General features: G+C 72.5%; 9 protein-coding genes and 3 pseudogenes. 4 read left to right on the plus strand and 8 right to left on the minus strand.

Features of this window, described 5'->3' with window-relative positions; genetic code table 11:
* Positions 1 to 77 precede the first annotated feature (77 nt).
* Positions 78 to 1,244 (minus strand): galactokinase, encoded by a 1,167-nt coding sequence (gene galK, locus J2S57_RS07485; RefSeq protein WP_307239837.1) that lies wholly within the window; start codon positions 1,242 to 1,244, stop codon positions 78 to 80.
* 183 nt (positions 1,245 to 1,427) lie between these two features.
* Here galK and J2S57_RS07490 point away from each other — a divergent pair.
* From J2S57_RS07490 to J2S57_RS35540, 4 genes and pseudogenes are all read left to right on the plus strand, one after another.
* Positions 1,428 to 2,186, plus strand: a pseudogene (locus J2S57_RS07490) (DeoR/GlpR family DNA-binding transcription regulator); the annotation flags it as partial.
* Between the two features lie 228 nt (positions 2,187 to 2,414).
* Positions 2,415 to 3,416 (plus strand): galactose-1-phosphate uridylyltransferase, encoded by a 1,002-nt coding sequence (galT, locus tag J2S57_RS07495; RefSeq protein WP_307239841.1) that lies wholly within the window; start codon positions 2,415 to 2,417, stop codon positions 3,414 to 3,416.
* Positions 3,417 to 3,696: 280 nt separating this feature from the next.
* Positions 3,697 to 4,335, plus strand: coding sequence for a helix-turn-helix domain-containing protein (locus J2S57_RS07500; protein ID WP_307239843.1), 639 nt, complete (start codon positions 3,697 to 3,699; stop codon positions 4,333 to 4,335).
* Between the two features lie 1,841 nt (positions 4,336 to 6,176).
* Positions 6,177 to 6,269 (plus strand): annotated as a pseudogene (locus J2S57_RS35540) (hypothetical protein); the annotation flags it as partial.
* A gap of 216 nt (positions 6,270 to 6,485) precedes the next feature.
* On the opposite strand, the pseudogene J2S57_RS35545 reads toward J2S57_RS35540, so the two are convergent.
* The 7 genes and pseudogenes from J2S57_RS35545 to J2S57_RS07535 form a co-directional block, all read right to left on the minus strand.
* Positions 6,486 to 7,019 (minus strand): annotated as a pseudogene (locus J2S57_RS35545) (SepX/GlpR family protein); the annotation flags it as partial.
* An 85-nt stretch (positions 7,020 to 7,104) separates the two neighbouring features.
* Complete coding sequence (locus tag J2S57_RS07510) at positions 7,105 to 7,764, minus strand: GNAT family N-acetyltransferase (protein ID WP_307239846.1); 660 nt, start codon at positions 7,762 to 7,764, stop codon at positions 7,105 to 7,107.
* Positions 7,761 to 8,258 (minus strand): MogA/MoaB family molybdenum cofactor biosynthesis protein, encoded by a 498-nt coding sequence (locus tag J2S57_RS07515; RefSeq protein ID WP_307239848.1) that lies wholly within the window; start codon positions 8,256 to 8,258, stop codon positions 7,761 to 7,763. The genes J2S57_RS07510 and J2S57_RS07515 overlap by 4 nt, the downstream gene beginning before the upstream one ends.
* Positions 8,251 to 8,679 (minus strand): cyclic pyranopterin monophosphate synthase MoaC, encoded by a 429-nt coding sequence (gene moaC, locus J2S57_RS07520; RefSeq protein ID WP_370882593.1) that lies wholly within the window; start codon positions 8,677 to 8,679, stop codon positions 8,251 to 8,253. Before moaC ends, J2S57_RS07515 begins: the two co-directional genes overlap by 8 nt.
* 55 nt (positions 8,680 to 8,734) lie before the next feature.
* A complete protein-coding gene (gene glp, locus J2S57_RS07525; protein WP_307239852.1) occupies positions 8,735 to 9,949 on the minus strand; it encodes a molybdotransferase-like divisome protein Glp in 1,215 nt (404 codons plus the stop codon).
* Positions 9,949 to 10,905, minus strand: coding sequence for a UTP--glucose-1-phosphate uridylyltransferase GalU (gene galU, locus J2S57_RS07530; protein ID WP_307239854.1), 957 nt, complete (start codon positions 10,903 to 10,905; stop codon positions 9,949 to 9,951). The genes glp and galU overlap by 1 nt, the downstream gene beginning before the upstream one ends.
* Before the next feature lie 9 nt (positions 10,906 to 10,914).
* Positions 10,915 to 13,059, minus strand: a complete 2,145-nt coding sequence (locus J2S57_RS07535; protein ID WP_307239856.1) for a GGDEF domain-containing protein — start codon at positions 13,057 to 13,059, stop codon at positions 10,915 to 10,917.
* Positions 13,060 to 13,261: the final 202 nt, after the last annotated feature.

Genomic DNA, 13,261 nt, shown 5'->3' on the forward strand with positions numbered 1-13,261 from the left:
GAGGGGTGCCCTTCCGGCCCTCAGTGCTTGAGGACGGTGTGGTCGCCCTGGTCGTGAGGCTTTCGGGACGCGGTGGCTCAGCGGTCGCGCGAGGCGCCCCGCGAGGGCTCCATGACCCGGATGGTCGGCTCGGTCCAGCCCTTGGCGGCGAAGACGGCCAGCACCGCGGCCCCCAGGCTCTCGACCTGCGCGAGGGGGACCAGCGCGATGGCCGAGCCGCCGAAGCCGCCACCGGTCATCCGGGAGCCGACCGCGCCGTTGGCCAGGGCCGTCTCCACGGTCACGTCGATCTCCTCGACGGTGATCTCGAAGTCGTCGCGCATCGAGGCGTGCGACTCGACCATCAGGCGGCCGAAGGTGGCCCAGTCGCCGCGGCTCATCGCCTGGCCGGCGGCGACCACGCGGTCGTTCTCGGTGACGATGTGCCGGGCGCGCTTGAGCAGCAGCGGGTCGTCGAGGCGGTCGAGGTCGGCGACGGTGGCCTGGCGCAGCATCGGCACGCCGAGGGCGGCGGCCGCGGCCTCGCACGACGCGCGACGCTCGCCGTACTCACCACCGGCGTGGCTGTGGGTGACGCGGGTGTCGATGACGACGAGCGCGAGACCGGCGGCGGCCAGGTCGAACGGGACCTGCTCGGTGCTGAGCTCCTGCACGTCGAAGAGCAGCGCGTGGCCCTCGGTGCAGAGGATGCTCGCGGCCTGGTCCATCAGGCCGGTCTTGGCCCCCACGTACTCGTTCTCGGCGAACTGCGCGAGCTGCGCCAGGGCCAGGCCCCGGGGCGCGTCCGGCTCGCCGGCCAGCTCGACCAGCGCGGTGAGCACCGCGCACTCGAGGGCGGCGGAGGAGCTCAGGCCCGCCCCCAGCGGAACCCGGCCGTCCAGGTAGAGATCGGCGCCGGGAACGCTGAAACCCTTCTGCTGCAACGCCCAGGCGACACCGGCGACGTAGGCGCCCCAGCCGGAGACCGAGCCCGGCGTGAGGTCGTCGAGGTTGATCTCGGCCTTCTCGTCGACCTGGGCCGAGGCGATGCGCAGCACCCGGGCGCCGTTCGTGGACGCCGCGACGGTGACCCGGTCGGGAATCGCGACCGGCATGACGAAGCCGTTGTTGTAGTCGGTGTGCTCACCGATCAGGTTGACCCGGCCGGGTGACGACCAGACGCCCGCCGGGGCATTCCCGTAGAGGGCGGTGAAGGCTGAGGCAACGGCCTCGACCGGTTCGGCAACGGCATTGTTCTGGGTCACGTCACGCCTTCGGCGTCAGGTGCACGATCTACGGGCACGGTGCTTGCTGGGGCTCACATGGTGTCCCACCAGCTCGGGTCACGCCAGATTATGACTGCTCTTGACCCGCGCATGTGATCGGGTTGACACCTCTTATGATCGTTTTCGACCGCACTCTCGGACGGCCCGTCTAAGCTCGGGAGAATGTTCGCCGACGAGCGCCGCCAGAAGATCCTCGACCTGGTCCGGGCCAATGGAGCGGTGTCCCTGCGGGAGCTGGCCCGGGTGGTCGGCAGTTCCGAGGTCACCGTGCGCCGCGACCTGCGCCTGCTGGAGTCGCAGGGCCTGCTCGACCGGCGGCACGGCGGCGCGGTGTCCACCGGCGGGCTCAACCACGAGCCCAGTTACTCGGAGAAGTCCGGCGTGGCCTCGCGCGAGAAGGTGGCGATCGGGGCACTGGCCGCGGGCCTGGTCGAGGAGGGTGACGCGATCTGCGTCGGGGCGGGCACCACCACCCAGGCGTTCGCGCGTCATCTGGCCGGGTTCCGCGAGCTCACCGTGATGACCAACTCGGTGCTGGTGGCGCAGGAACTGGCCCGCTCGCGCGGCATCGAGGTGGTGATGACCGGCGGCACGCTGCGCGGGTCGATCTACGCCCTGGTCGGGTCGGTGGCCGAGCAGGCCCTGGCCGGGATGCGGGTGCGCCGGGTGTTCATGAGCGGCAACGGGCTCACGGCCGAGCGCGGGCTGTCCACGCCGAACCTGGTGGTGGCCGGGATGGACCGGGCGATGGCGGCCTCGGCCGAGGAGGTCGTGGTGCTGGCCGACCACACCAAGATCGGCCTGGAGACGATGGCGCAGACCGTGCCGGCCGATCAGATCGGGCATCTGGTGACGAGTGACCGGGTCTCGGCGGAGGCGCTCGAGGGTTTCCGTCTCCTGGGCACCGACGTGCACGTGGCGGAGTGTTCAGGTGAGCCGGAAGAGTGATCTGTTGTCAGTTTCCGATCGGTCATGACAGATTATGTTCAAGTCTTGACGTTGGGTTCGAGACCTGGAAGAGCGAGGGTTTGACGTGGCGACTGTCCGCGACGTGACGAGCATGGACGACGGGAGGCGGATCACGTACTACTACGCCTCCGACTCCGCCCCCGAGACCGCTGAGGTTCTGCCGAAGGACGGGGAGGAACAGTGAGCGAACGGCGTTTCGACCCCACCAGCGGCGAGTGGATCACCTTCGCCACGCACCGGCAGAACCGCACCTTCCTGCCCCCGGCCGACGCCTGCCCGCTGTGCCCGGACCCGAACAACGAGTGGGACGGCGAGATCCGGCGCACCGACTACCAGGTCGCTGTGTTCGACAACCGCTTCCCGGCGCTGAGCACCACCCCGCCGGTGCCCGACGTCGAAGACGGTGAGCTCTACCGGGTCGAGCCCGCGAGCGGCCGCTGCGAGGTCATCGCGTACTCCTCCGACCACAACGCCACGCTGGCGAAGCTGGGCCCCGAGCGCATCCGCCTGCTGATCGACGCCTGGGCCGACCGCTACCAGGTGCTCGGCGCCGAGGGGCACACCTACGTGCTGCCGTTCGAGAACCGCGGCGAGGCCATCGGCGTGACGCTGCACCACCCGCACGGCCAGATCTACGCCTACGACGACATCCCGGCCCGTCCGCTGCGCAAGCTGAAGACGGCCGCGGCCTACCGGGCGCGCACCGGGCAGTGCGTCGAGTGCGACGTGGTGGCCGAGGAGCTGAAGGACGGGCGGCGCGTCATCGTGGAGGGCGAGTACTTCATCGCCCACGTCCCGTTCTGGGCGCGCTACCCGTACGAGGTCCGCATCTCCCCCAAGCAGCACACGCCGTCGCTGGTGGCCGTGGCCGACGAGGCCCGCACCGACCTCTCGCGCGTGATGCACCAGGTCTTCACCGGCCTGGACTCGCTGTTCGGGTTCCCGCTGCCGTACGTGCTGGGCATCTTCTCCTCGCCCACCAACGGCTCCCCGTCGGTGGCCGGCTGGGACGGCGACTGGAGCGACATCTCGCACCTGCACTTCCTGATCTCGCCGCCGAACCGCAGCGAGAGCAAGCTGAAGTACATCGCGGGCACCGAGCAGATGGGTGGGGCCTACTCCACCGACATCGCGCCCGAGGTGACCGCGGCGACGCTGCGGGAGAAGATTCGGCACGCCTGATCTTCCGACCGATTCACACGTTCCCGAGGGCCGCAGGCAGCCCTCGGGAACGTGTTTTTCTTTTGCCGTGACGCCCGCGATTCACCGAGACGTCCGACGAATTCTCGATCACCTCAGGAATCCCGAACAGCATTGCGTGACAATTGGGCAACGTTGCGCCTAAATTGCCCTGTCGCGCCCCCTAAAAGAGCAACGATCGGGACGGATGTGGCACGATCCGTGTCGTTCCAGCCACATCTTCCGGTTTTCACAAAGTTGCGAGAAATGGGACGACACAACCATGGCGGACACGGGGGCTCCCGGAACGGTCAGATCGGCCACCCCGGCACGTACGGTGCCGGCGAGCAGGCCGGCCGGCGGTTTCGAGGCCGAACGCACCATCCGGATGATGGGCGCACGCGTCCGGCTTCTTCGTAAACAGCAGAACCTCACCCTCAAATCGCTCGCCGACCGCACCGGCGTGAGCGTCTCGATGCTGAGCATGGTCGAGCGGGGCCTGGCCAGCGCGTCGGTGGGCACCCTGGTCTCGGTGTCGACGGCGCTCGGCGTGCACATGTCCGACCTGTTCGGGCCGGGCGACGAGGCCGGCCGCTCGCCGGTCACCCGCGCCGACGAGCAGGTCACGGCCACCACCGGGGCGGGCGGGGTGCACCGCATCGCCTACCGCGACCCCCGGTCCGGCGTGGAGATGACCGTGCAGCAGTACGTTCCGGGCGGTGCGAGCTCGAACCTGCCGGAGCACTCGGACGGCCGGGAGGTCGGCGTGCTGATCTCCGGGCAGCTCACCGTCGAGCTCGACGGCGACGCGCACGTGCTCAACCCGGGCGACTCGATCGCGTACCTGTCGTCTCGGCCGCACCGGATCGTGAACCGCGGGGCGGAGCCGGCCCAGGCGCTCTGGGTCAGCCTCGAGGCCTGAAAAGCGTTCTACTCGTTGACCGCTCGGGGGCGGTCCGGGTCCTGGTCCAGCTTGAGGATGCGCTCGATGTCGGCCGCGCGGCGCGGCATCGTGCTGCGCGACCGGTCACCGTCGGCGGGCCTCGCCTCCGGCTCGGGCAGGGGCGGCGGCGCGGGACGGTGCACGGCGGGCTTGAGCTGGTAGGTCGGCGGCGGCACGGGCACCGGGTCCCAGGTGTCGCCGCTGACGGCCGCGTTCCGGCGGGAGACCCGCTCGGGAACCGGCTTGGCGGCCCGGGTCTCGGCCTCGGCGCGGGCGCGCAGGCGGGCGGCCTGCTGGCGGCGGCGCTCGGCGTGCTCGCGGGCCATCTCGGCGGCGTAGAGGTGCGCGGCGAGCATGGTGAGGCTCTCGCGGCTGCGCACCGCGGCCGTGCGGGAGGCGACCCCGTGAGCGGCCAGGAGCAGCGTCGCCGCGATCGGCACGAAGATCGCCACCGGGCCCACGAACGCGCTGACCCAGGACGCGCCGGTGGCGATCAGCAGTACCGCCATGCTGCGGGCGCGGCGGCGGGCGGCGACCCGGGCGCCGAGCCGGGCGGAGTCGAGGTCGGTGGTGGTGAGGGTCGCGTCGTAGCTGCCGGTGTCGTCGGGCTCGAGGTCGGCCTGGTCGATGTTGGCCCGCTGCAGCAGGGCCCGGTCGAGTTCGGCCTGCGTGTAGCGGGGACGAGCCGGGGCACCGTCCGGGCGCCGCTTCTCCAGCTCCTGGAACGACTCCTGCGCGGCCTCGGTGCTCTCGGCGATCGGGGCCGAGGTGGTGACGGGCACGGTGACCCGCGCCGCCGGGGCCTCGACCGTCCAGGCCGGTTCCGCGGTGGGGTCCGATGCGGGGGTGGGTATTTCGGCGCGGGGGGCGCGGGTTCCGGTGCGGGAGGACGCGTCGGCCGGGTTGCCGGGGCCCGCGGGCCCGGCGGCGGGGTTCGAGGACGCGCCGGTCGCGTGGGCGGGGTCCGTGGGCGCGGGGGGCGCGGGCTCGGGCGGGTGGACCTCACCGGTCGCGCGGGCTTCGGCGGTGGGGCGGGTCTCAGCGGCCGGGCGGGTCTCAGCGCTCTGGCGGGTCTCGGCGCTCTGGCGCGTCGCACCGGCGTGGCGGGCCTCGGCGGCCGGGCGGGTCTGGGCGCTCTGCTGGGTCTGGGCGCTCTGCTGGGTCTCGGCGGCCGGGCGGGCCTCGGCGCTCTGCTGGGTCTGGGCGCTCTGCTGGGTCTCGGCGGCCGGGCGGGCCTCGGCGCTCTGCTGGGTCTCGACCGCCTGGCGGGTCTCGCCGAAGGCGGACAGGTCCCGGGCGTCGAGGCCGAAACCGGCGAGCAGTCCGGCGGCCAGCTCGGAGAGCCCCGCGTCCCCGTCGTCGCCCGAGCCGCCCGGGCTCACCGAGGGCGGCGCCGGGTCGGCCGGGGCCGGCGGCGCGATCTCGAACTGGGGAATCATCCGGGCCGCGGACGGATCGATGCCGAACCCGGCCAGCAGACCGGCCTCGAGCTCGGCCATGCCGTCTTCGGGGGCGCCGGCGAGCGAGGCGTCGACCGCCACCGGCAGCACAGGCCGCTCCGGAGCCGCGGGCCGCGACCTGGTGGGCGGAGCGTTGCGCGGCAGGATCGTGCTGCCCGGATCCCCCTCGGCCGCGCGCCGGGTGCGGCGATCGCTGCTGCGTCGGTCCCCGCCCGTGCGCTCGAACCCCGGACGCCCCGTTCCCCTGCGCTCCGGCCCCCCTCGTCGTTCGGTGCCCCGGCGCTCGACGCCCCGGCGCTCGTCCCCCAGGCGCTCGTCACTGCGGCGCTCCGGACGCTCGGACGTCCGGCGCCCCGGCCCGTGCCAGATCAGCCCGTCCCGGTCACCGCTGCCATCCTGAGCGGCGCTCCCCTGAGTCACGCCACTCTGAGCCGCGCCACCCTGAGCCGCGCCCCCTTGAGTCACGCGCCCTTGAGCCGCGCCATCCTGCGCCACGCCACCCTGCGCCCAGTCCTCCTGAGCCACGCCACCCTGCGCCCAGTCCTCCTGAGCCACGCCACCCTGAGCCGCACCATCACGAGCCGCACCGTCACGAGCCGCAATGCTCCGGGTCCCGGCCCCTTGGCTCCCGTCCCCCTGAGTCTCGCCGCTGCGTCCACCCGGGCTCCGGGTCACATCGTCCCGGGCCGCATCGACCCGGCCCCGACCCGCACCCTCGGGAGTCTCGGCACCCGACGCGTCCGCCGCGTCCACCGTCGAAACCTCACCGGTGACCGCCGAGGAAACCTCAGCACCCCCGGAAACCGCGACCGGACCAGCAGTTTCACCGGCGACCGACGAAGCCGGGTCGACCGGAACGTCTTCGATGCCGGCCTTCTCCCCCGACTCGCCACCCTGCGCACTCTGCGGCAGACTGGCCGACGAACCGGACAGCCGCTCACTGACCATCCGGTCGGCGGGGATGTAGAGCAGCTCGCCGTCGGAGTCGACGACCACCCGCGGCGAGGTCAGCAGCGGGTCACCGGAACGACCCGAGCCGGAACCGGCCGCACGCTCACGCCGCCGCAGCACGCGAAGGCCACTGGAGAAACGGTCGCCGGCCCGGGACTGTGACATTTCGTCACGACGTCTCACCCAGTGTGGTACCAGGTAGGCAGCCCACACCAGCACTATGGCGAGGAGAATGAGGCTGCTGGGCTGCACGCCAAAACGCTACGGTGCCCCGCCCAAATGATCACGTAATGCGTACGGTGTGTCGGCTGCGTTCAGCCAATCCTAAGGAATCACCCTACGTCTGCTCAGACCATCGGGTGTGCTGCTCGTGCTCGCGCGCCGCCAGAACCCGCTGCGAGCGTCTCCACCGGGTCAGCATGCCCCCCGGCACGTCTTCCGGGGTGACGGCGAAGCTGGCGTGGTCGCGCCAGGCACCGTCGATGTGCAGGTAACGACGGCGGATGCCCTCGGACCGGAAGCCGAGTTTCTCCACCACGCGCAGGCTGGCGGTGTTCTCCGGGCGGATGTTCACCTCGAGCCGGTGCATGCCCAGGCCGAACAGGCAGTGGTCGACCATCATCGCGACGGCGGTGGGCGTGATGCCCTGCCCGGCCACGGAACGGTCGACCCAGTAGCCGATCTGGCCCGAACGCAGCGAGCCCCAGACGATGCCGCTCACGCTGACCTGCCCCACGATGCGGTCGTGCAACTGCACCGCGAGCGGGATCATCCGGCCGGCCCGGGCCTCGCGGTCGAAGCTGCGCACCATCGCCCCGAACGTCAGCGGACGCCCGCCGCCCTCCGGGTGCGTGGCCTCCCAGGGGGCCAGCCACTCGGCGTTCGCCGAGCGCACCGCGTTCCACGACTTCGCGTCGCGCCGCCGCAACGGCCGCAACGTGATCAGGCCGTCGGACAGCTCGATCGGCCAGCCCAGCCCCGCGCCGAGTTCGCTCATCGGTGATCGCCGCCGTGGATCTGGTCGACGGCGTGCGCCAGCACCCCACCCAGCACGGCCAGGCCGTCGCGGGCCCCGCCCCTCGAACCGGGCAGGTTCACCACCAGGGTGCGCCCGGCCACGCCGGCCAGGCCCCGGGAGAGAACCGCGGTGGGGACGCCGTGGTCGGCGCCGTAGCGGCGGACCGCCTCGGCGAGCCCGGGCACCTCGAGATCCAGCAGGGGACGCGTCTGCTCGGGAGTGCGATCGGTGGGCGACAGGCCGGTGCCCCCGGTGGTGAGGACGACGTCGTAACCGTCGTCGACCGCCTGGCGCAGAGCCACGCCGACGGGCTCACCGTCAGGCACCACGATCGGGCCGTCGACGTCGAACGCCAGCTCACGCAGGCCTTCGACGAGCACCGGGCCCGCCGTGTCTTCGTAGACCCCGGCCGCCGCCCGGTTCGAGGCGGTGACGACCAGGGCGCGCCTGAGCGTCGTCGAGGTCTCAGTCACGACGCCAGTCACCGGATCGTCCACCGCTCTTGGCCACCACCCGCACCCGGCCGATCTCGGCCAGCTTGTCAACGGCTTTGATCATATCGACCAGGGCCAGACCGGCCACCGCGACGCAGGTGAGAGCCTCCATCTCGATGCCCGTGCGGTCGGCCGTGCGCACGGTGGCGGTGATCTCGACCCCGTGGTCCTCCACCGCCAGATCCACGACGACACCGTGCACCGCGATCGGGTGCGCCAGCGGGATCAGGTCGGGAGTGCGCTTGGCCGCCTGGATCCCGGCGATGCGCGCGACGGCGAGAGCGTCGCCCTTGGGCACGCCCTCACCGCGCAGCAGCTCGATCACCGCCGGCGAACAGGTCACGACGCCCTTGGCCGTGGCCTCGCGGGCCGTGACCGCTTTCGCGGAGACGTCGACCATGCGGGCGGCACCGGAGGCGTCGACGTGGGTCAGGTGTTGCTGGGTCACCGGCACATCATGAGCCAGATTCCAGCACGATGTACGGCAGTTCGTCACCCTCGCTCACCGCGGTGGTCTCTTCCGGCACGATGACCAGGCAGTTCGCCCCGGCCAGGTCGGCCACCAGGTGAGATCCCTGCCCTCCCACCGGCCTCACGGTGGGCCCCCCGGCCGTGATCGTGAGCAGACAGCGCGCGAACTGGCGCCGCCCGGGCGGCGAGCGCCAGCCCTCGACCACGGTGGCGGAGGGCAATTCGCGGGTGACGTCGGGGCGGCCGGCGAGGCGGCGCAGCGCGGGCGCCACGAAGACCTCGAACGACAGCAGCGCGCTGACCGGGTTGCCGGGCAGCGTGAACAGCGGAACGCCCTTGATCGTGCCGAAGCCCTGGGGTTTGCCCGGTTGCATGGCCACCGGCGTGAACTCGACGGTGCCGAGTTCACGCAGCACGGCCTTGACCGTGTCGTAGGCCCCGGCGCTGACCCCTCCGGTGGTGATCACCAGATCGGCGTCGCGCGTGGCCTCTTCGAGCATCGAGCCGACGGCCTCGGGGGTGTCGGTCATGATGCCGCCGTGCCGGGCCCGGGCGCCGGCCGCGTTCGCGGCGGCGACCAGGGCGTAGCCGTTGGAGTCGTGGATCTGCCCGGGGGCCAGGGGCTTTCCGGGCGGCACGAGTTCGCTGCCGGAGGGCATCACGACCACGCGGGGACGCGGGTGCACGGTGAGGCGGTCGACGCCGACCGAGGCGGCCAGCGCGATGTGCCGGGCCGTGAGCAGCGTGCCCGCGGTGAGCACGGTCTCGCCCTCGCGCACGTCTTCGCCGGAGCGGCGGATGTTCTTGCCGGACGGCGAGGGACAGTGGATGCGGACCTGCTCGGTGCCGCCGTCGGTCCACTCGACCTGCACCACCGCGTCGGCCCCGGCGGGCATCGGGGCGCCGGTCATGATGCGCAGCGTGGTGCCGGGCGCCAGCTCGAGCGCGTCGCCGCGCCCGGCCGGGATGTCGCCCAGCACCGGCAGGGTGACCGGCCGGCCCTCGGTGGCCGCCTCGACCTCGGCCGCGCGCACGGCGTAGCCGTCCATCGAGGAGTTGTCGAAGCGCGGCATGTCGATGCCGCTGACCACGTCGAGGGCCAGCACGCAGCCGGCCGCCTCCGGCAGCGGGATCTCCACCGCCGGGAGCGGGACCAGGTCGCGCAGGCAGTGCGCCAGGTGTTCGTCGACGGAGCGCATCACTCGGCCGGCAGACCCGCCACGAACTCACGCAGGAAGGCGCGCAGGTCAGGGCCGAGGTCTTCGCGCTCACTGGCGAGGCGCACGACGGCCTTGAGGTAGTCGAGGCGGTCACCGGTGTCGTAGCGGCGGCCCTTGAAGATGACGCCGTAGACGCCGCCACCCTCGGTCTCCGGGTCGGCGGCGAGGGTCTGCAGCGCGTCGGTCAGCTGGATCTCGTTGCCGCGACCGGGCTTCGTCTCGCGCAGCACCTCGAAGACCCGCGGGTGGAGCACGTAGCGGCCGATCACCGCGAGGTTGCTCGGGGCGTCTTTCGGGTCGGGCTTCTCGACCATGCCGGTGACCCGCACGACGTCGTCGATGCCGGTGGTCTCCACGGCGGCGCAGCCGTACAGGTGCACCTGGTCGGGGTCGACCTCCATCAGCGCCACGACGCTGCCCCTGGTCTGCCGCTGCACGCCGATCATCCGGGTGAGCAGTTCGTCGCGCTCGTCGATCAGGTCGTCGCCGAGCAGCACCGCGAACGGGTCGTCGTCGCCGACGTGGTGGGCGGCGCAGAGCACGGCGTGGCCGAGGCCCCGCGGGTCGCCCTGACGGGTGTAGTGGATGTCGGCCAGGTCGGCGGACTCGCGGACCTGCTCCAGGCGCTCCTTGTCGCCCTTGGCCTCGAGCGCGGCCTCGAGCTCCCAGGCGCGGTCGAAGTGGTCTTCGAGCGACCGCTTGCCCCGCCCGGTGATCATCAGGACGTCTCCCAGGCCCGCACGTACGGCCTCCTCGACGACGTACTGGATGGCCGGCCGGTCGACGACCGGCAGCATCTCCTTGGGCGTCGCCTTGGTCACCGGCAGGAAGCGTGTGCCCAGGCCGGCCGCGGGGATCACGGCCTTGACCACGGCAGGCCCGGGGGCGCCGTCGCCGAGGGACGCGAGGTCAGCGGGAATGATCGGTTCCGTCATGATCAAAACCTACCCAGGTAGAGAGGGAATCGGCGCGTTGTGGAGCGGTTCGGCGACACGCCAACGGTTACGACCGTCACGTTTAGCCGCGTACAGAGCGGAATCGGCCGCCTGCAGAACGTCGTCGGCCGAGCGACCGTCACGCGGGTAGGCGGCGACCCCGATCGAGACCGTAACCGGCTGGCTGACGTCCGCATCTTCGAAAGGCCTTGACCGGGCGGCGTTGAGCACCCGTTCGGCGACCCGGCAGCCGCCCTCGGCGTCGGTGTCACGCAGCAGCACCACGAATTCCTCGCCGCCGTAGCGGGCCACCGTGTCGGCCTCGCGCACACAGGCGAGCAGCCGGCCGGCGAAGTCGCGCAGCACGATGTCGCCGAAGCCGTGGCCCCAGGTGTCGTTGACGGACTTGAAGTGGTCGATGTCGAGCATCAGCACGGTGAGCACACCATCGCCCCGGCTGGCCGCCGCGATCTCCCGGGACAGCGCCCCGACGAGCTGGGCGCGGTTGCCCAGGCCGGTGAGCGTGTCGGTCATCGAGAGCCGCCGAACCTCTTGGTAGCGGCGGATGTTCGTGATCGCGGTGCCGGTCTGGCCGGCCAGTGCCCGCAGCCGGGTCAGGTGCAGCGCGTCGAACGCGGCCGCCCCCTCGCCGCGGGCCACGACGAGCACCCCGATGAGCCGGCGCCGGGCCGGGCCCCGCTCGGCGGTGCTGTCGGCCGGGAGCACGTCGACCCCGATACCGATGACCGCGACCGGGCCCGCACCGGGCAGGTGGAACAGCTCCGGCTCGGCGAAAACCTGTGATGTCTGTGAGTTCTCGATGAGTTCGGCGAAGTGCTGCTCAGCGAAGGCTGGTAAGAGGCCCCGCGCCTCGTCGCCGGCGGCGTCGGCACGGCCGGTCTCCGACCGCACGCTCAGGCGGTCACCGGTGCCGCCGGCCGACCGGTCGGCGGCCCGGCGGTCACCCGCCCCACCGGTTCCGGCGGCCTGAGCAGTGCCGCCGGTGCCGGCGGTCAGGTCACGCTCGTCGGTCACCAGCAGCACGAGGGCGGCGGCCGCGTCGGTGCCGGACAGCGCCGTGCCGGAGACGGTGGCGAGCAGCTCGTTCAGGTCGTGGGTGTGCGCGAGCGCCTCGCCGAACCGGTCGAGACTGTCGGCCAGGGCCATGCGCCCGGCGCGCAGCTGGTCACCGGCGGCCGAGAGCTCCTGGGTGACCGGGCGGGTCAGGCGCATCAGCACGATCCAGAGCGGGATCAGCAGGGCCAGAGCACCGGCCAGCAGCGCCCAGCCGGCCACCCGCAGCCCGGTGCCGCCGATCGGGTCGGTGGCCAGCACCCGGTAGGGCAGGCCGGTACCGGTGTCGGTGAGCCGGTAGCCGAGACCCCCGTGGGTGCCGGACTGTTGACCGGCGGAGGGCAGGGTGCGCAGCAGACCGGCGAGGGCCTCCCGGTCGCCGCTGGTGGCCAGCACCACGGTCTGGCCGCGGGCGGGCAGCACGCTGAGCTGGCCGGTGGTGGAGAGCTTGGTGCGCAGGACGCCGAGCGCGGCCTGGTCGAGGGGGAGCCAGGTGACGACGGTGGCGACGCCGACCTTGGCGGTGGTGCCGGCGGGGTTGATCAGCACCGGGGAGATCTCGGTGAGCCCGGCCGCGTCGCCGGTGGCCCCGGCCCGGCCGGCCGAGCACGACGGGCTGACCGAACTGAACTCGCTGCCGATGCTGGCCGCGACGGCACGCCCGGCGGCCGGGCCGGACGTGGCCAGCACCTCGGAGTCGGGCCCGTACACGGCCACGGCGCTGCCCGGCCGGCGGGCCACGGCCCGCGCGGCGAGGGTCTCGGCGGCCGGGCGGTCGAGGACACCGCCGTTGCGCGTGGCGTAGGCGGCGATCTCGCCGGCCGCGACCCGCGTGCTCGAGCGCACCGTGTCGCAGCTCGCGGCCAGCGCCACCGCGGCGGCGTCGGCGTCGCGGGTGGCGGCGGTGACGGCGGATGAGCGGGCGTGGGCGGGGGCGATCAGGCCGAGCAGGAGGGCGCCGGCCAGCAGCGGCACCAGGGTCACCACGGCCAGCACCACGGCGAGGCGCGACCGCAGCCGGGCCAGTGCCTCCCGGCCCGCCCGGGCGGCGGGAGCCGGCCCGCTCGTCGACCCGGTCATCGCTGGATCACCGTGTTCATCTGTCCCATCTCGCCTGTGCCCTGTGTGACTGACGCGCCTTCTGACACCTAGTGATGTCAATGTTTCGGGTGGTGCAGGTGGTGCAAGCTGGTGCTCAACGGACGGCGAAGACAACCGCCCGTAAACAGGTACACACCGAGAGTAGCGTCCTGACGGCCTGGTCCTCGCCAGGCAGGGACGG

Origin of the sequence: Kineosporia succinea (assembly GCF_030811555.1) — a bacterium.
GTDB lineage: Bacteria > Actinomycetota > Actinomycetes > Actinomycetales > Kineosporiaceae > Kineosporia > Kineosporia succinea.

Excerpts from the sequence above, each read along its gene's own strand:
- J2S57_RS07500 (WP_307239843.1), top strand. The coding sequence starts at position 3,697 with ATGGCGGACACGGGGGCTCCCGGAACGGTCAGATCGGCCACCCCGGCA.
- moaC (WP_370882593.1), bottom strand. The coding sequence starts at position 8,679 with ATGGTCGACGTCTCCGCGAAAGCGGTCACGGCCCGCGAGGCCACGGCC.
- galU (WP_307239854.1), bottom strand. The coding sequence starts at position 10,905 with ATGACGGAACCGATCATTCCCGCTGACCTCGCGTCCCTCGGCGACGGC.
- J2S57_RS07510 (WP_307239846.1), bottom strand. The coding sequence starts at position 7,764 with ATGAGCGAACTCGGCGCGGGGCTGGGCTGGCCGATCGAGCTGTCCGAC.
- J2S57_RS07535 (WP_307239856.1), bottom strand. The coding sequence starts at position 13,059 with ATGACCGGGTCGACGAGCGGGCCGGCTCCCGCCGCCCGGGCGGGCCGG.
- glp (WP_307239852.1), bottom strand. The coding sequence starts at position 9,949 with ATGCGCTCCGTCGACGAACACCTGGCGCACTGCCTGCGCGACCTGGTC.